The organism is Stenotrophomonas sp. SMYL41 (assembly GCF_036319965.1).
In the GTDB taxonomy this organism is placed as follows: Bacteria; Pseudomonadota; Gammaproteobacteria; order Xanthomonadales; family Xanthomonadaceae; genus Stenotrophomonas; species Stenotrophomonas maltophilia_R.
Map to the genome: position 1 here is coordinate 200,549 of NZ_JAWIRX010000007.1, position 16,718 is coordinate 217,266.

At 67.9% G+C, this 16,718-nt stretch carries 17 protein-coding genes; 13 read left to right on the forward strand and 4 right to left on the reverse strand.

Going from position 1 to position 16,718, the window contains the following annotated elements; genetic code table 11:
- The first annotated feature begins 60 nt into the window (after window positions 1-60).
- The 9 genes from V3B30_RS10750 to V3B30_RS10790 all read left to right on the forward strand — a co-directional run bounded on the left by V3B30_RS10750 (window position 61) and on the right by V3B30_RS10790 (window position 9,490).
- Window positions 61-780 (forward strand): tetratricopeptide repeat protein, encoded by a 720-nt coding sequence (locus V3B30_RS10750; RefSeq protein ID WP_262084663.1) that lies wholly within the window; start codon window positions 61-63, stop codon window positions 778-780.
- Window positions 781-790: 10 nt separating this feature from the next.
- Entirely contained in the window at window positions 791-1,468 is a 678-nt protein-coding gene (locus tag V3B30_RS10755; protein ID WP_262084664.1) for a Fe2+-dependent dioxygenase, read from the forward strand.
- 165 nt (window positions 1,469-1,633) lie between these two features.
- Window positions 1,634-2,035, forward strand: coding sequence for a hypothetical protein (locus V3B30_RS10760; RefSeq protein WP_100471538.1), 402 nt, complete (start codon window positions 1,634-1,636; stop codon window positions 2,033-2,035).
- 145 nt (window positions 2,036-2,180) lie between these two features.
- On the forward strand, window positions 2,181-4,601 hold the full coding sequence (locus V3B30_RS10765) for a TonB-dependent receptor (protein ID WP_262084665.1): 2,421 nt from the start codon (window positions 2,181-2,183) through the stop codon (window positions 4,599-4,601).
- A gap of 202 nt (window positions 4,602-4,803) precedes the next feature.
- A complete protein-coding gene (locus tag V3B30_RS10770; protein WP_100471536.1) occupies window positions 4,804-5,442 on the forward strand; it encodes a PepSY-associated TM helix domain-containing protein in 639 nt (212 codons plus the stop codon).
- A gap of 26 nt (window positions 5,443-5,468) precedes the next feature.
- The gene (locus V3B30_RS10775; protein WP_004147429.1) at window positions 5,469-5,987 is read left to right on the forward strand and encodes a DUF2271 domain-containing protein; all 519 of its coding nucleotides are present in this window, start codon (window positions 5,469-5,471) and stop codon (window positions 5,985-5,987) included.
- A gap of 75 nt (window positions 5,988-6,062) precedes the next feature.
- A complete protein-coding gene (locus tag V3B30_RS10780; protein WP_100471534.1) occupies window positions 6,063-6,866 on the forward strand; it encodes a DUF4198 domain-containing protein in 804 nt (267 codons plus the stop codon).
- Window positions 6,867-6,917: 51 nt separating this feature from the next.
- The gene (locus V3B30_RS10785) at window positions 6,918-7,889 is read left to right on the forward strand and encodes an FAD:protein FMN transferase (RefSeq protein ID WP_262084666.1); all 972 of its coding nucleotides are present in this window, start codon (window positions 6,918-6,920) and stop codon (window positions 7,887-7,889) included.
- Entirely contained in the window at window positions 7,886-9,490 is a 1,605-nt protein-coding gene (locus V3B30_RS10790; RefSeq protein ID WP_262084667.1) for a sulfite reductase subunit alpha, read from the forward strand. The genes V3B30_RS10785 and V3B30_RS10790 overlap by 4 nt, the downstream gene beginning before the upstream one ends.
- A gap of 211 nt (window positions 9,491-9,701) precedes the next feature.
- On the opposite strand, the gene V3B30_RS10795 is transcribed toward V3B30_RS10790, so the two are convergent.
- From V3B30_RS10795 to V3B30_RS10810, 4 genes are all read right to left on the reverse strand, one after another.
- Window positions 9,702-10,310: a HutD family protein gene (locus tag V3B30_RS10795; RefSeq protein ID WP_100471531.1), complete on the reverse strand. Its 609-nt coding sequence runs from the start codon at window positions 10,308-10,310 to the stop codon at window positions 9,702-9,704.
- 34 nt (window positions 10,311-10,344) lie between these two features.
- Complete coding sequence (locus V3B30_RS10800; RefSeq protein ID WP_262084668.1) at window positions 10,345-11,070, reverse strand: murein L,D-transpeptidase catalytic domain family protein; 726 nt, start codon at window positions 11,068-11,070, stop codon at window positions 10,345-10,347.
- Window positions 11,071-11,086: 16 nt separating this feature from the next.
- Window positions 11,087-12,166 carry a L,D-transpeptidase gene (locus V3B30_RS10805; protein WP_262084669.1) on the reverse strand — a complete coding sequence of 360 codons (1,080 nt, stop codon included), beginning with the start codon at window positions 12,164-12,166 and terminating at the stop codon, window positions 11,087-11,089.
- A gap of 351 nt (window positions 12,167-12,517) precedes the next feature.
- Complete coding sequence (locus V3B30_RS10810; RefSeq protein ID WP_262084670.1) at window positions 12,518-12,844, reverse strand: helix-hairpin-helix domain-containing protein; 327 nt, start codon at window positions 12,842-12,844, stop codon at window positions 12,518-12,520.
- A gap of 199 nt (window positions 12,845-13,043) precedes the next feature.
- Between V3B30_RS10810 and V3B30_RS10815 the strand changes: the two genes are divergently transcribed.
- From V3B30_RS10815 to murU, 4 genes are all read left to right on the forward strand, one after another.
- Window positions 13,044-14,537 (forward strand): M20 family metallopeptidase, encoded by a 1,494-nt coding sequence (locus V3B30_RS10815; protein WP_049422700.1) that lies wholly within the window; start codon window positions 13,044-13,046, stop codon window positions 14,535-14,537.
- Window positions 14,538-14,606: 69 nt separating this feature from the next.
- Window positions 14,607-14,876, forward strand: coding sequence for a GlsB/YeaQ/YmgE family stress response membrane protein (locus V3B30_RS10820; RefSeq protein WP_005415577.1), 270 nt, complete (start codon window positions 14,607-14,609; stop codon window positions 14,874-14,876).
- 63 nt (window positions 14,877-14,939) lie between these two features.
- A complete protein-coding gene (locus V3B30_RS10825) occupies window positions 14,940-15,965 on the forward strand; it encodes a phosphotransferase (protein ID WP_100471527.1) in 1,026 nt (341 codons plus the stop codon).
- A complete protein-coding gene (murU, locus tag V3B30_RS10830; RefSeq protein ID WP_100471526.1) occupies window positions 15,962-16,672 on the forward strand; it encodes an N-acetylmuramate alpha-1-phosphate uridylyltransferase MurU in 711 nt (236 codons plus the stop codon). The genes V3B30_RS10825 and murU overlap by 4 nt, the downstream gene beginning before the upstream one ends.
- Window positions 16,673-16,718: the final 46 nt, after the last annotated feature.

A 16,718-nucleotide genomic window follows, 5' to 3' on the forward strand; every position in this document is an offset into this window, starting at 1 on the left:
CGCTCCACCACGGCGGCAGGGTCTCCTGCCGCCGTTTTTGTTTCCGGCGATACTCACCCCATGGTTACCCGCACTCCCATCGACAGCGACGCCCTGGCCGAGCTGCTGCAGCACGATCCGCAGGCCGCGTTCGCGCGCGTGCGCGACGCCGCGCAGGCCGGACAGGTCGACGCACAACTGCTGCTCGCGCAGATGCACATGGAAGGCAAAGGCACCGCGCAGGATGCCTCGGCCGCGCTGCTCTGGTACGAAACCGCCGCCAACAACGGCGCGCCGATGGCGATGAACATGCTCGGCCGCTGCCATGAGCTGGGACAGGGCACCGCACCCGACCCTGCGCTGGCGGCGGTGTGGTACCGGCGCGCCGCCGACACCGGCCTGGACTGGGGCCTGTACAACCTGGCCAACCTGCTGGCCACCGGACGCGGCATTCCGCAGGACCGCGCGCAGGCACTGGCCCTGTACACCCGTGCCGCGCGCCTGGGCCACGCCAAATCGATGAACCTGCTGGCCCGCCACCTCGAAGACGGGCTGGATACCGCACCCGATCCGCAGGCGGCGCTCGCCTGGTACCAGCGCGCGGCCGAAGCCGGTGACTTCCGCGGCCAGGCCAACTACGCCTCGATCCTGCTGCAGGCCGGCCAGGTCGAGCAGGCCGTGCACTGGCTGCGGCTTGCACTGGCACACGGCAGCCCGGCGTTCATGGCGCACATCGTGCCGGAGCTGGCCGCGTCGCCGCATCCACAGGTGCGCGCCCTGGTCGCACCGCCGTCCCTCTGAGGAGTTCCGCATGCTGCTGCATATTCCCGACATCCTCGGCGCCGACCAGGTGGCCGACTTCCGCCGCCGCCTCGATGCCGCCGACTGGACCGATGGCCGTGAAACCGTCGGCCATCTGGGCGCGCAGGCCAAGCACAACCAGCAGCTGCCAGAGGCTTCGCCGCTGCGCCGCGAGCTGGGCGAGATCATCCTCGTCGCGCTGGCCCGGCACCCGCTGTTCTTCAGCGCGGCGCTGCCGCTGAAGTACCTGCCGCCGCGCTTCAACCGCTACAGCGGTGGCGGCACCTATGGCTTCCACGTCGATGGCGCGGTGATGAACCTGGCCAACGGCGAGCAGCTGCGTTCGGACATCTCCTGCACACTGTTCCTGTCGGCCCCGGACGAATACGAAGGCGGCGAGCTGATCATCAGCGACACCTACGGCGAGCACGAGGTAAAGCTGCCGGCGGGCGACCTGATCGTGTATCCGTCCAGCAGCCTGCACCAGGTGCGGCCGGTCACCCGCGGCGCGCGCGTGGCCTCGTTCTTCTGGGTGCAGAGCATGATCCGCGATGACGTGCAGCGCCGCCTGCTCTGGGAAATGGACAGCTCGATCGAGCGCCTGCGGCAGACCGGCGGCGACGCCGAGGCGGTGCTCCAGCTGACCGGCGTGTACCACAACCTGCTGCGGCGCTGGAGCGAAGTCTGAGCCCCCGCCGGGCCGGCCTGCGACACTTTGGCAATCATTCTCATTTGCAACGGCTAACAGCTCTCATTACAATCACGCCCCGTTGATGCCGGCCGCTGCCGGCAGACCCTTGGGGATCCCCGCTTGCTGCGCCCGCTTCGCCCTCGTCCACTCATCCATCGCAAGATGGGCACCGCCATGCGCGGCCAGCGTCCCGCGCTGGCCAGCCTGCTGGCGTGGGTGGCGATGCTGGCCTTGCTGCTGGGCACCCTGCCGCTGCTGCCACAGGCCCACGCCGGAATGGCCGTGCAGATGCCGCTGGAAGAGCGCGGTGGTGAAGGCCCCTCGCAGCAAGAGGCACCCGCCAAGCTGCGCCGCTGTGCTGCGGCTCCGGTGAAATCTGCCGAAAAGACCCGTCCGCCGTTACTGCTGGCCAGCCAATGGCTGCGCACTGAACTCGACCTCGTACCCGCCACGCCGGCCATGCCTGGCGTGCGCCCGGACTGGCCGCTGGCCGCTCCGGACACGCCCTGGGCCGATGCGCCCGGGCGCCGCCAGCAACGCGGCCAAGCGCCGCCGCTCGCCTGATTCACGGCCCCGCGTGACCGCCTGCGCGGTCGCGCCTGCGCGCCGCTGCCTGCTTCATCCCTGCCGCCCCTGACCGGGCCTTCCGTGCCTGCCGCGCCCTTCGCGCACGGCGTCGCACCACCCTGCATCCTTCGAGGTAACTGCCATGGCCCAGCGCCATCGTGTCCGTTCGTCCCTGTCCCGTACCCTGCTGACCAGCGCCGTGCTGGCGGCTTTCGCCAGCCCTGCCTTCGCCCACGGTGACGCCGCCGGCGCGCCGCAGACGCTGGACAAGGTGGTGGTCACCGCTTCCGGCTTCGAACAGAAGGTGATCGATGCCCCGGCCAGCATCAGCGTGGTCAGCCGCGAAGAGCTCAGCAAGCGCCCCTACACCAACCTGGTCGACGCGCTGCGCGACGTCGAAGGCATCGATGTCGGCCTGGAAGCCAGCGACAAGAACGGCCGCGCGACCATTTCCATGCGCGGCCTGCCTTCCGAGTACACCCTGGTGCTGATCGACGGCCGCCGCCAGAGCAATGTCGGCCAGTTGTATCCGAACAACTTCGGTGGTGGGCAGTTCGCCTACCTGCCGCCACTGGATGCCATCGAGCGCATCGAGGTGGTGCGCGGTCCGATGTCCACCCTGTACGGCTCGGATGCGATGGGCGGCGTCATCAACATCATCACGCGCCGCAACCAGGACAGCTGGCACGGCGCGCTGACCCAGGGCTTCACCGTGCAGCAGGACGACCAGTTCGGTGATGCACGTACCACCGACGTGTACCTCAGCGGCCCGCTGGTCAAGGACCGTATCGGCGTGGCGGTACGCGGCAGCTACTACGACGCCAAGGCCTCCAATCCGGAATGGGAGGCGCTGACCCTGCCCGATGGCAGCCTGTGGGAACGCAGCATCGGCTTCGGTGGTGGCGGCAAGTCGGTGGCCAATACCAACTGGAACACCGGCGTGCGGCTGAACTTCCATATAAACGACGACCACGAGCTGTGGCTGGACTACGACGTGTCGCGGCAGAAGTATGACAACAGCGAAGGCCAGACCGGCACCCTCGACAGCCTGGCCAGCCTGTGGCGCGTCGGCAACGCAGTGATTCCCAACCCGAACGGCAGCGGCACGGTCACCCGCCGCGTGGTGCAGCCGCGCGTGGGCTACACCGCCTACCAGCGCTACGAGCGCGACCAACTGTCGCTGACCCACCAGGGCCGCTACAGCTTCGGCACCTGGCAGACCTCGCTGACCCACAGCAAGAGCAGCAACCTCGGCCGCTCGCTGCCGCTGACCCTGGACGAACGCGCCAACCTGCAGACCCTGTGGAACGACGTCTGCCGCCGCACCGGTGCCGCCAACAACTGCGCGGCCGGCCGTGGCAATGCACTGGCCGCTCTCAACCCGGCCGAGATGGCACGCCTGCAGGCGTTCCTCCCGCGCCCGCTTCGCACCATGGAGCTGGACGGCTACGTGCTGGACACGATGCTCGACCTCGACTTCGGCGCGCACAAGCTGACCGTTGGCGGCCAATACAACGACACCGACATGGTCGACGGCGTGTTCGGCATGGATGGCGCCGGCTACCGCAGCAACACCAGGCAGAAGCACCGCATGTGGGCGCTGTTCGCCGAGGACAACTGGGCGCTGACCGATACCCTCACCGCCACCTTCGGCCTGCGCTACGACGACCACAACGTGTTCGGCAGCCATGTCAGCCCGCGCGGCTACCTGGTGTGGAACGCCAGCGACGCATGGACCTTCAAGGGTGGCGTCAGCACCGGCTACAAGACCCCGCGTCCGGACCAGTTGTTCCCGGGCATCACCGGCTTCGGTGGACAGGGCGTGCTGCCGCTGGTGGGCTCGCCCAATCTGAAGCCGGAAACCAGCACCAACTACGAGCTGGCCGCGTACTACGAAGGCCAGCGCTGGGGCTTCAATGTCACCGGCTTCTTCAACAAATTCGAGGACAAGATCGCCAGCGGCGGCACCTTCCCGAACTGCGAAGTGGCCCGCGCCGGCAGTGGCTACTGCGTGGACATCGGGCCGGGCTGGGCATCGCTGGGCTACAGCACCTTCACCCAGAGCGTGAACATCGACAAGGCCGAGACCCGTGGCGCCGAACTGGCCGCCCACGTCGACCTGCTCGACAGCCTGCAGCTGCGTGGCAACTACACCTGGACCAAGAGCGAGCAGACCAGCGGCCCCGACAAGGGACGCCCGATCTCAGGCACCACGCCGGCGAAGCACATGGCCAACGCCAGCCTCAACTGGCAGATCAACGAAGCGGCCAGCCTGTCGCTGATCGGCGAGGGCCGTTACGACCGCTATCGCGACACGCTGATCGACAGTACCGGCGCCGGCCACGTCCGCTATTACGAGAACTACACGATCTTCCACCTCGGTGGCAGCTGGAAGGCCACGCCGTGGCTGACGGTGAACGCGCGGGTCAACAACCTGTTCGACAAGGACTTCGTCTCGCAGTCGTGCCTGCTGCTCAATCCCAGCGAGTTCAGCTGCGTGGACGACTACGCAACCAAGGACCAGCGCCGCAGCTACTGGATCTCGCTCAACGCGAAGTTCTGATCGCCGCGCACCGCCCTGCTCTCGTGGGTGCCAACCTTGGTTGGCACCGCTTCATCCACGCATGGCGTGGATCTACCGACCTGCGGCAGGCCGGCCGCTGGCCGGCAGCCGACAACGCCTCTGGGATACAGAACGATACGCAATTGCGAGCTATTCTCACCAATGATGTAATGGGCAGTCCGCCGTCAGCCCGAACCACGCCGTGAGCCGTCCTGCTTCTTCCACCGTGCAGCAGCAACAGAACCGTGGCTTCTGGCTGCGGACGCTGCACCAGTGGCACTGGATCAGCTCGGCGGTGTGCCTGGTCGGCATGCTGCTGTTCGCGGTGACCGGCCTGACCCTCAACCATGCAGCAAAGATCGAAGCCAAGCCCCAGGTGCAGAACCAGCACCTGGAACTGCCGGCCACGTTGCTGGGCCAGCTGGGCACGCGCGAAGACGGCAACGCGCCGATTCCGGGCCCGGCCCGGCAATGGCTGGACACGCAGCTGGGCATCGCCATCGGTGGACGCCCAGCCGAGTGGTCGGCCGAAGAGATCTACCTGTCGCTGCCGCGCCCCGGTGGCGACGCCTGGCTGAGCATCGACCGCCAGACCGGCGCGGTGGAGTACGAATCGACCTCGCGCGGCGTGGTGTCCTACCTCAACGACCTGCACAAGGGCCGCAATGCCGGCCCGGCGTGGGGTTGGTTCCTGGACCTGTTCGCCGTGGCCTGCCTGGTGTTCTGCGTCACCGGCCTGTTCCTGCTGCATCTGCATGCGCGGCAGCGGCGCATGACCTGGCCGCTGGTCGGGCTCGGCCTGATGATCCCGCTGCTGATCGCCCTGCTGCTGATCCACTGACTTTCCTTCGTTTCCGGAGCCGCCCCATGCGCGTCACCCTGACCATCGCCCTCAGCGGCCTGCTGGCCACCTCGCCGGCCTATGCCACCACCCTCGACATCAACGTTGAAGTGCCCAAGCTCAACGTGGCCGAGTACCACCGCCCGTACGTGGCGGTGTGGCTGGAAGGCGCCGACCAGAAGGTCGCGGCCAACCTGTCGGTCTGGTACCAGCAGACCAGCAACAGCGAAGGCCACGGCACCAAGTGGCTGCCCGACCTGCGCCAGTGGTGGCGCAAGAGCGGCCGTACCCTGCAGGTGCCGGTGGACGGCGTGACCGGCCCGACCCGCCCGGCCGGCAAGCACGCACTGTCGTTCAACGACAAGCAGCCGGCCCTGAAGCAGCTGGCCCCGGGCAACTACACCCTGGTGGTGGAAGCAGTGCGCGAAGTGGGCGGCCGTGAACTGCTGAAGATCCCCTTCACCTGGCCGGCCACCGCCGCGCAGAACGGCAAGGCGCAGGGCGCCACCGAACTGGGCCAGGTCACCCTCGCCGTCAAACCCTGAAAAAGGGACGGAGGGGATTAAGTCGTAATCCCCTTCCCCTTGTCGCATCACCCCGTATCCACTGGAGTCTTCCGCATGAAGCGCACGCTCGTCCTCGCCGCCGCCCTGGCCGCTGCCCTTCCCTTCTCCGCCCTGGCCCACAAGGCCTGGCTGCTGCCCTCGCAGACCGTGATCGCCGGCAATGCGCCGTGGATCACCGTCGACGGTGCGGTCTCCAACGACCTGTTCTACTTCAACCACGTGCCGCTGCGCCTGGAGTCGGTGGTAATCACCGCCCCGGATGGCAGCACCGTGCAGCCGCAGAACGCGTCCACCGGCAAGTACCGCAGCGTGTTCGATGTCGAGCTGAAGCAGCCCGGCACCTACCGCATTGCGTCGGTCAATGACGGCCTGTTCGCCACCTACGAGCAGAACGGCGAGCGCAAGCGCTGGCGCGGCAGCGTGGCGACCCTCGGCGAACTGCCCAAGGATGCGAAGAAGCTGGACGTGAGCCAGTCGATCGGCCGCGTGGAGACCTTCGTCACCAACGGTGCACCGAACGACACCGCACTGAAGCCGACCAACCGTGGCATCGAACTGGTCGCCGTCGGCCACCCGAATGATCTGTTCGCCGGCGAGGAATCCACCTTCCGCGTACTGGTCGATGGCAAGCCGACCGCAGGCCTGGAGTTCGAAATCGTGCGTGGCGCCACCCGCTACCGCAACGCGCAGGACGAACTGAAGCTGACCAGCGACGCCAAGGGCGAGATCAAGGTGACCTGGCCGGAGGCCGGCATGTACTGGCTGGAAACCGGCACCGAGGACAACAAGACGTCGGTGAAGCAGGCCGCCAAGCGCCGCCTGAGCTACGTCGCCACGCTGGAAGTGCTGCCGCAGTAACGTGGACCGCGATGCCGGGCTCTCCCGGCATCGCAGCCGCAGCGCACCACCATGACGGATCCCCTGCTCGACATCGCCCGCCTCGGTGGCACCACCATGGGCACCACCTGGAGCGTGTCGCTGGTCGCGTCGCGCCAGCGCGACCTGCACCCGCTGCATGCCGGCATCCAGGCGCGGCTGGATGAGGTGGTCGCGCAGATGAGTACCTGGGAACCCGGCTCGGCCCTCAGCCGTTACAACCGCGCCGACGCCGGCCGATGGTGCGTGCTGCCGGCCGAGACCCGCCACGTTCTGGCCTGCGCACAGGCCATCGCATCCAGCAGTGGCGGCGCCTTCGATCCCACCATCGGCCCGCTGGTTGCACTGTGGGGCTTCGGCGCGCATGCCGGTGAACGCCGCCAGCCCGATGCCGCCCTCCTGCAGGCCACGCGCAATCGATGCGGTTGGCAGCGCCTGCAGTGGCAGGACGATGCGCTGTTGCAACCGGGCGGGCTGGAACTGGATCTCTCCGCGATCGCCAAGGGCTTCGGCGTCGACCATGTCGCTGCATGGCTGCGTGCTCAGGGCATCACTGCGGCGCTGATCGAAGTCGGCGGTGAACTGGCCGGCTACGGCTGCAAACCGGACGGCCAACCGTGGCGCGTGCTGGTGGAATCCGCACCGGAAGAGGATGCGCACACCGATACCCCGCCACGGGTGCTGGCGCTGGACGGCAAGGCAGTGGCCACCTCCGGCGATCGCTGGCACCAGTACCAGGCCGATGGCGAGGCCTACAGCCACAGCCTGGACCCGCGTACCGGCAGGCCAGTGCGCCAGGTTGCAGCAGCAGTAACCGTGGTGGCCGACGACGCCATGCACGCCGATGCCTGGGCCACCGCACTGACCGTACTCGGTCGCGAACCGGGCATGGCGCTGGCCGAGCGCGAAGGACTGGCCGCGCGCTACCTGCAACGCGCAGCGGATGGTCCCCGCGAATTCCTCAGCAGCGCCTTCCAGCGCCTGCTCGACGGGCAGGACGCATGAGCACTCGGCCATCGCGCGCGTGGCTCGGCAACGCACTTGTACTGATCGTACTGGCGCTGATCGCCTGGGCGCTGCTTCGCCTGCACCTCGGCGAAGCCTGGTGGCAGGGCGCACCGCCGGCACGGCAATCGCAGATCGCCATCATCGCCACCGCGCTGTACGCGCTGGCCTGCGCAGCACTGTGGTGGCGCAGTCGTCCGCGCGATGATGCGGCGCCCGGCGGTACCGCACCGATCCTGCTGGTCTGGTCCAGCCAGACCGGCTTTGCCCGCGCACTGGCCGAACGCAGTGCCGAGGCCCTGCGTGGCGCCGGCGTGCCGGTGCGCGTGCGCGGATTGCATGAGGTGGATGCCGCGCTGCTGGCTGCCAGCCAGCGCGCGTTGTTCATCGCCAGCACCACCGGTGAGGGTGATCCACCCGACCACGCCCTGCCGTTCCTGCGCGGGGTGATGGCCACGCCGCCTCCGCTGCAGCATCTGCAGTACGGCGTGCTCGCGCTGGGCGACCGCAGCTATGGCCACTTCTGCGGATTCGGCCACCAGCTGGACCAGTGGTTGCGCCAGCACGGTGCGCATCCGCTGTTCGATGCGATCGAGGTCGACAATGCCGATCCGGCGGCGCTGCGACATTGGCAGCAGTTGCTTGGACAACTTGGTGGAGGCGCCACTGAGCTGCCCGACTGGAGCCCGGCCGAGTATCAGCCGTGGACGCTGCTGCAACGCGAGCATCTGAACCCGGGCAGCCCCGGCGGCCCGGTGTACTGGCTACGCCTGCAGCCACCGGCTGGCGTCGACGTGCAGTGGCAGGCCGGAGACATCGCCGAGATCGGCCCACAGCACGCACGCCACAGCGCGCGGGCCTGGCTCGATGCTCAGAGCTTCGATGCAGACACCGTGCTGGATGACGGGCAGACGTTGCTGGCCCGCATCGAGCGCTCGCATCTGCCCTCGCTGGTTCCCCCGGGTGATCTGCCTGCGTTGCTGGCGACCCTGCAACCGCTGCCCCACCGCGAGTACTCCATCGCCTCTGTGATGGCCGACGGCGCGGTGGAGTTGCTGCTGCGCCGCCAGCTGCGCATCGATGGCACACCCGGCATCGGCAGCGGCTGGCTGTGCGACCACGCCGCACTCGGTGAACCGGTACAACTGCGCCTGCGTCGCAACGACAATTTCCATGGCGTGCCCGCCGATGTGCCGCTGCTGCTGATCGGCAACGGCACCGGCATCGCCGGCCTGCGCGCACATCTGCACGAACGCGCGCGCAGCGGTGCACATCGCACCTGGCTGCTGTTCGGCGAGCGCAGCGCCGCGCACGACTTCCACTTCAGGGAAGAGCTGCGGGCGATGCAGGCCGACGGTACGCTCGCGCGGCTGGATACGGTGTTCAGCCGTGACGGCGGCACGCACCGTTATGTACAGGATCGGTTGCTGGCCGAAGCAGCCACGCTGCGGCAATGGGTGGATGAAGGCGCGACGATCCTGGTCTGCGGCAGCCTGCAGGGCATGGCCCCGGCCGTGGATGCAGTGATCGAGCAGGCACTGGGTGCCACAGGCAAGGAAGCACTGCTGCTGGCCGGTCGCTACCGGCGCGATGTGTATTGAGGCCACCGCATCCTGGTGGGTTGAGGCCACCGCATCCTGGTGGGTGCGAACCGCATCCTGGTGGGTGCGAACCGCATCCTGGTGGGTGCGAACCGCATCCTGGTGGGTGCGAACCGCATCCTGGTGGGTGCGAACCTTGGTTCGCACCATGACGCCGTGTCGGCGGCCGCATCCACGCAAGGCGTGGATGTTGCCTACCGGCGCCAGCAAATCATCCCCCCGCCGCACGGACCCGTATTGCCAGCACCTCTCCGCCACCGGTGAGTGCATGCCGCTGCCGTTCCCCCGCCGCCAACCACGCGGTGTCTCCCGCCTGCAGCGCCGGCAAACCGCTGTCGGCAGCAAACGCCGCCTGGCCGGCCAGCAGGTGCAGCGCCCAGGCCACGCCCGGTTCGCAGAAGAAGAACATCGACCCCACTAGTGGCCGGTGCAGCAGTTCGGCCTGCAGCAGGTCACGCTTCCACATCAGGTTGAAGTCGTGGGTGGTGCCATCGACCAGTTCGCCGTGCAGCGCTTCCTCACCGGCAAAGCGCACCCGTCCGTGCGGAGGCAACACTTCAGCCACATGGCCATCGTCGAAGCGCAGGCGCACGCCATTGCCCTGCAGCAGCACCAGTTCGCGCTCAACGCCGGGAAACGCGGAGAAAGCGGCGTCCTGCTCGATCTCGGCCACCGACAGGCGCAGCGCCCAGTCATCCCCCTGCGCAGGCAGGCGCAGGATCTCGCGGGTCCAGCCCAGGCCGTTGCGCCAGCGCTCGCGGCGATAGTCCAGGCTGGAGATCACCTGGCTCGGAGTGTGCAGCAGGGAGTCGATGTTCATCGGCGCATTGCATCATGCTGCGCGCCGTCGTGCATCACCGCGTAGCGAGCGTACCCTGGCCACCGCACCCGCCGGCCAGCAGCTGCGAGTGCTTCAGCCAATCCTGGTCGGGGTAGTAGGCAAACACCATCGTGCCGCCCCGCAACGCATCGATGAGTGGTTTGGCCACCGACAGCCGCACCGCCGGGCAGCCCAGGCTGCGGCCGAGCCGTCCCTGCAGCTGCGCGGTGGCCGGATTCACGTACGGCGCGCCGTGGATGACGATCGCACGGTCGCGTGCGCGGTCGTTGAAGCCCGGCTCAAGGCCGGCCAGGCGCAGCGAATAGCCGTTGCCGCCCATATAGGTTTCCTGCGCGGTGAACGCGCCGAGGCTGGACATGAAACTGCCATCGCGGTTGGAGAAGTGCTCGGTGTGGTTCCCGCCGCTGTTGCGGCCATGCGCCACCCACTCCTCGAACAGCAGCCGCTGGTGGGCCAGGTCGAACACCCACAGGCGTGGCTCGGTGGACGGCCGCGAATAGTCGATCACACTGAGGCGGTCGCCGTTGATGCCCAGCTCCGGCCGTTGCAGCGCGCAGCGCATGGCGTGCGCCGCCAGCTGCAGTACGTGGCGGTCGGCCTTGGGCGCGCTGCGCGACAGCAGGGCCGCCAGATCATCGGCAGAGGCAGCGAGGGCGGGCGTCTGTGCCAGCGCCGGGGCGCTGGCAGAGCTCGCCAGCAGGCCGAACGCGGCCAGCCGGCACAGGCGGGATGCAGTCATGGGCACAACGAGGGCGTCAGTTGCCCTTGAGGGTGGACCCTGGCGGCTCGGATTCCAAGACCGGCTGCATCCCGGATTCAGCCGGGCTTGGGCGGACCGCCGGCAGCGAGGTGACCAGCAGGGTCGTGCCCGGCACCAGCACCTGGTACAGCTGGCGGGCGAAATCGGCCGGCAGCGCCATCGGCAGCGAGGGCGTGGCCAGCAGATCCGGGGTGGCCTGGGCACGGTCCTGGCCCAGCAGCGGATAGGCCGTCCACTGGTGCAGGCGCTGGCTCACGTCCAGCGGGCTGGGCGTATCGCTGTAGCCCTGCCCCATCACGAACAGGGTGGTGCCCTGGAACGCCGGCAGGGCGTCGGCCTTCAGCGGCGACTCGCCGATCATCACGCCATCGCGCAGCACATACAGGCGCTGGTCGTGCAGGCTGACCAGGATGCCGACCTGCCCGGCCGGCGCCGCACTGCCGTCCCACCAGGCCTGCGCCGGCGCCCCGCCCTCGGCCTCCGGCAGGGCCTGGCCGCGTGCATTGACCGGTGCCAGCACCGACGGATAGGCCAGGGTCATCGGCGAACTCTTGGCATCGGCGACGACCACGGTATCGCCGCGCTGGGTTTCGCTGAACAGCTTCTGCGCGAAGGCCTGCGGCAGGCGCACGCAGCCATGCGAGGCGGGGTGGCCGGGCAGGCTGCCGCCATGCAGGGCGATACCGTCCCAGGTCAACCGCTGCATGTAGGGCATCGGCGCGCTGTTGTAGAGGTTGGACTTGTGGTCCTTGTCTTTCTGCAGGATGGTGAACACCCCGGTCGGCGTCTCGTGCCCGGCCTTGCCCGAACTGATCGTAGTCAGGCCGATGGCAATGCCGTTGCGATACACGTAGGCGCGCTGCTCATCGAGGCTGACCACCAGCACGATCGGCCCGGTCGGTGAGATTTCCGGATGCCACAGGTACTCGCCCGGCTTCAGGTCGGTCGGCCCGCGTACCTCGGCGGTGCTGGCGGCAGCGGGCTTGGCAGCCGACGCCGGCGCAGCGGCATGGGCCGGCAGCGGCAGCGCCAGTGCAAGGGCGAGCATCAGGGTGGTAGTGCGGTGCGGAAGCATCCAGCGGCGTCCTTTCCATGCGGAGCGGCCACCGTACACCATCGGCCCGTGGTGGCCGCGGCAAAACCGGGTGGCGGAAATGAAACTGCCCGGCGACACAGCCATGTGTCGTACCGGGCAATCGTTACGTCCTTGTCGGCCTGCTGCCGCCCCCTCGCATCCTGCGCTGTGGGGGTAGCGTTGCATCCTGCACGCGGCCGCGTCTGTCCTGTTTGTATCTCAGCCCCTTCCACAGGTCTGTGATGCCACCATCCTGGTGATTGGTGCCGCGTCCTGCGGCGGTCGGTGGTCACGGCCTTCCTGTCCGTAACCGGTGAACCAGCCTCCTGCCGGTTCCGACGATTCCTGCTGTCAGCGCCTGGGTACGGTCCGCACCGGTACCGATCCGGGTACCGGATCCGCCGGCAACAACCTGTTGCCTACGGTGATCCGCTGTCGATTCCGTTCGACGATCGCTTTCCCTATCCCCTTCACCTGCGTCAGGTCCTCGACGCGATGAAACGGGCCGTGTCTGCGCCGGTGCTCGACGATCGCCTCGGCCTTGGTGGCTCCGACCATCGTCAATCCCTGCCGCAGCGCCTGGGCATCGGCGCGGTTGATGTCGATCGGTTCGGCGGCATGCGCCCCAGCGATCCCCACTACCAGCACCAGTGCCCTCAACACGACAAACCAAGGCACGACGTGTATCTCCCTGTGATTCTGGCCGTCCCGACCGGCGATCCCGTCGGTAGGAACAGTGTCCGTCACCACATGTGCACAGCCTATCGGTTTCCCGGATTTCCGTAAGCCAGCCAAATACCCGACGTGATGTAGGAAAAACCCTACCCTCGGCACAGGCGTAGAATGCGCGGATCAGCCCATGCAACCGGAGTTTCAGATGGACAGCGCCAAGCTCGGCCAATTCGTCAATGACAAGTGGGACAGCGAAATCGTCCCGCAGTTGGTCGACTACATCCGCATTCCCAACAAGTCGCCGATGTTCGACGCCAATTGGGTGCAGAACGGCTACATGGAACAGGCGGTCACCCTGATGGAGAACTGGGCCAAGGCCCAGGAACTGCCCGGCCTGAAGGTTGAAGTGGTGCGCCTGGAAGGCCGTACCCCGCTGATCTTCCTGGAAATTCCCGCCACCGGCGCCGAGACCGGCGACGACACCATCCTGCTCTACGGCCACCTCGACAAGCAGCCGGAAATGACCGGCTGGGATGACGACCTCGGCCCGTGGACCCCGGTCCTGCGCGGCGACAAGCTGTACGGCCGCGGCGGTGCGGACGACGGCTACGCCATCTTCGGCTCGCTGGCCGCAGTACTGGCGCTGCAGGCCCAGGGCCTGCCGCACGCCCGCTGCGTGGTGCTGATCGAAGCCTGTGAAGAGTCGGGCAGCTATGACCTGCCGGCCTATGTCGATCACCTGGCCGACCGCATCGGCAAGCCGTCGCTGGTGGTCTGCCTGGATTCGGGCTGCGCCAACTACGACCAGCTGTGGTGCACCACCTCGCTGCGCGGCCTGACCGGCGGCAACTTCACCGTGAAGGTGCTCAACGAAGGCGTGCACTCCGGCGATGCGTCCGGCGTGGTGCCGTCCAGCTTCCGCCTGCTGCGCCAGCTGCTGTCGCGCATCGAGGACCAGGACACCGGCCGCATCCTGATCGACGGCATGAACGTTGAGATCCCGGCCGAGCGCCAGGAACAGGCCAAGCGTGCCGCCGAAGTGGTCGATACCGAGATCTTCGAGAAGTTCCCGATGGTCGACGGCCTGCGCCCGATGAACGAGGACCTGACCGAACTGGTGCTCAACCGCACCTGGCGCCCGGCGCTGTCGGTCACCGGCGTGGGTGGCATGCCGGCGCTGGAATCGGCCGGCAATGTGCTGCGCCCGCAGACCTCGGTGAAGCTGTCGCTGCGCCTGCCGCCGACCGCCGACGGCAAGACCTGCGGTGAACTGCTGAAGGAAGCGCTGCTGCGCGATCCGCCGAACGGCGCCCACGTCACCCTGGACCTGGAAAAGGCTTCCACCGGCTGGAACGCCCCGGCGATGGCGCCGTGGCTGACCCAGGCCATCGACGACGCCAGCCAGGCCTTCTTCGGCAAGCCGGCGATGTACATGGGCGAAGGCGGCTCGATCCCGTTCATGGGCATGCTGGGTGAGAAATTCCCGGGTGCGCAGTTCATGATCACCGGCGTGCTCGGCCCGCACTCCAATGCGCACGGTCCGAACGAATTCCTGCACATCCCGATGGGCAAGAAGGTCACCGCCTGTGTGTCCAAGGTGATCAGCGAGCACTACGCCGCCAGCCTGCGCGGCGAGACCAGCGGTTCGCCGGTGGCTGCCGACAGCGGCACCCGCCACGGCGACCACGGCTGCTGCTGATCCGGCACCCGTGACGGACGCAGCCTGGCCTTGCTAGGCTGCGTCCACACTCAAGCGGAATCCGCGCGCATGAATGGTCTGTTCGGCAGCAGCAGCTGGCTGTACATCCTGCTGGTTGGCTTCTTTGTCGGCCTGCTCGGGCGTTTCTTCATGCCCGGCAACAACCGCATGGGCTGCCTGCTGACCATCGTGCTGGGCATTCTTGGTGCCCTGCTGGCCGGCTGGTTCGGCCAGTACATGGGCTGGTACGCCCCCGGCGAACCGGCCGGTTTCCTCGGTGCGGTGGTGGGCGCGGTGGCCGTTCTTGCCGTCCTGCGCCTGTTCAGCGGTCGCCGCTGACGCCGCTCCCCCTTCCTTCCTGTTGCCGACGTTGGTGCGCCCAGCGCACCCGGATATGCCTGCATGACCGAACCCGCTTCCGATCCCCAGCGCAGCGCGCAGCGCCTGCAGTGGGCACGTACCCAGCTTGATGATGCCGACGCGGTGGTCGAACGCGCCTCGGTCGATGCCGGCATGCGCAGCTATTGGCGCACCACCGGCACGCGCGGCAACCACATCGTGATGGACGCTCCGCCGGGGCTGGAAGATCCGCGGCCGTGGCTGCGCATGCGCGGCCTGCTGCACGACCACGGCCTGCGCGTGCCTGCGCTGCTCGCCCAGGACCTGGAAGCCGGCTTCCTGCTGCTGGAAGATCTCGGCGGCCCGACCCTGGCGAAGATCCTCGACGAGCGCAACGCCGATGAATGGTTCGGTCGCTCGATCGAACAGCTGCTGCGCCTGCAGGCGATCCCGGTACCGGCCGACTTCGGCCAGTTCGGCGAAGCGCTGCTGCAGCGTGATGCCGGCCTGTTCGACGAATGGTTCCTGCAGCGCCATCTGAAGCTGGAGCTGGACTGTGGCGAGCTTGAAGGCCTGCAGCTGGTGCACCGCCGCTTGATGGACAACGCGCTCGGCCAGGCCCAGCTGATGACCCACCGCGACTACATGCCGCGCAACTTGATGCCGGTCGACGATGGCCCTGCCGTGCTGGATTTCCAGGACCTGGTGCGCGGCCCGATCGCCTACGACGCAGTGAGCCTGTTCAAGGATGCGTTCCTGAGCTGGCCGCTGCAGCGCGTGGACGAGTGGCTGGCGCAGTACCACGAGCGCGCACGCAGCACCGGCCTGCCGGTGCCCGACCGCGCCACCTTCCTGCGCGATGCCGACTGGATGGGCATCCAGCGCCACGTGAAGATCCTCGGCCTGTTCTGCCGCCTGCGTTACCGCGACAACAAGGGCCACTACCTGGACGACGCACCGCGCTTCATCACCTACCTGGATGAAGTGCTGCCGCGCTACCGCGAACTGGCGCCGCTGCAGCGGCTGCTGGAAGAGCGCATCAAGCCGGCGCTGGCCGAGCTGGCCGCACCGATGCGCGTGGCCCGATGAAAGCACTGGTCTTTGCCGCAGGCCTCGGCGAGCGCATGCGCCCGCTGACCCTGCACACCCCCAAGCCACTGCTGGAAGTGGCCGGCAAGCCGCTGATCGTCTGGCACCTGGAACGCCTCGCGGCGCTGGGCGTGCGCGAGGTGGTGGTCAACACCGCGTGGCTGGCCGAACAGTTCCCGGCAACGTTGGGGGATGGCAGCCAGTGGGGCCTGCGTCTGCATTTCCTGTACGAAGGACAGACCCCGCTGGAAACCGGCGGTGGCATCCTCAACGCACTGCCGGTGCTGGGCGACGCCCCGTTCCTGGTGGTGAACGGCGACATCTGGACCGATTTCGATTTCACCACGCTGCCACGCGAGCCGCAGGGCCAGGCGCATCTGGTGCTGGTCGACAATCCGGCGCAACACCCGGACGGTGACTACCGGCTGGACGCACAGGGCCTGCTGCATCACGACCGCACGGGGCCGTGCCTGACCTATGCCGGCATCGGCGTGTACCGTCCTTCGATCGTGGCCGACTGGCGCTCGGTGATCGGCGATGCGCCGGGCAGCGAGCGGCTGCCACCGAAGTTCTCGGTGGTGCCGTTGCAGAAGCATTTCATGGTGCAGGGGTTGATGACCGGGCAGCATCATCGTGGGCGCTGGACCGACGTCGGGACGGTGGATCGCCTGCGCGCGCTGGATGCGGAGTTGGCGGCGAACGGCTGAGCCCCTCGTGGCGGGTCGCTCAAATCAAAAGCCGTGCTTGGCCGGG

Coding starts and splice junctions, on each gene's coding strand:
- V3B30_RS10750 (WP_262084663.1), top strand. CDS start 61: ATGGTTACCCGCACTCCCATCGACAGCGACGCCCTGGCCGAGCTGCTG.
- V3B30_RS10755 (WP_262084664.1), top strand. CDS start 791: ATGCTGCTGCATATTCCCGACATCCTCGGCGCCGACCAGGTGGCCGAC.
- V3B30_RS10760 (WP_100471538.1), top strand. CDS start 1,634: ATGGGCACCGCCATGCGCGGCCAGCGTCCCGCGCTGGCCAGCCTGCTG.
- V3B30_RS10765 (WP_262084665.1), top strand. CDS start 2,181: ATGGCCCAGCGCCATCGTGTCCGTTCGTCCCTGTCCCGTACCCTGCTG.
- V3B30_RS10775 (WP_004147429.1), top strand. CDS start 5,469: ATGCGCGTCACCCTGACCATCGCCCTCAGCGGCCTGCTGGCCACCTCG.
- V3B30_RS10780 (WP_100471534.1), top strand. CDS start 6,063: ATGAAGCGCACGCTCGTCCTCGCCGCCGCCCTGGCCGCTGCCCTTCCC.
- V3B30_RS10785 (WP_262084666.1), top strand. CDS start 6,918: ATGACGGATCCCCTGCTCGACATCGCCCGCCTCGGTGGCACCACCATG.
- V3B30_RS10790 (WP_262084667.1), top strand. CDS start 7,886: ATGAGCACTCGGCCATCGCGCGCGTGGCTCGGCAACGCACTTGTACTG.
- V3B30_RS10795 (WP_100471531.1), bottom strand. CDS start 10,310: ATGAACATCGACTCCCTGCTGCACACTCCGAGCCAGGTGATCTCCAGC.
- V3B30_RS10800 (WP_262084668.1), bottom strand. CDS start 11,070: ATGACTGCATCCCGCCTGTGCCGGCTGGCCGCGTTCGGCCTGCTGGCG.
- V3B30_RS10805 (WP_262084669.1), bottom strand. CDS start 12,166: ATGCTTCCGCACCGCACTACCACCCTGATGCTCGCCCTTGCACTGGCG.
- V3B30_RS10815 (WP_049422700.1), top strand. CDS start 13,044: ATGGACAGCGCCAAGCTCGGCCAATTCGTCAATGACAAGTGGGACAGC.
- V3B30_RS10820 (WP_005415577.1), top strand. CDS start 14,607: ATGAATGGTCTGTTCGGCAGCAGCAGCTGGCTGTACATCCTGCTGGTT.
- V3B30_RS10825 (WP_100471527.1), top strand. CDS start 14,940: ATGACCGAACCCGCTTCCGATCCCCAGCGCAGCGCGCAGCGCCTGCAG.
- murU (WP_100471526.1), top strand. CDS start 15,962: ATGAAAGCACTGGTCTTTGCCGCAGGCCTCGGCGAGCGCATGCGCCCG.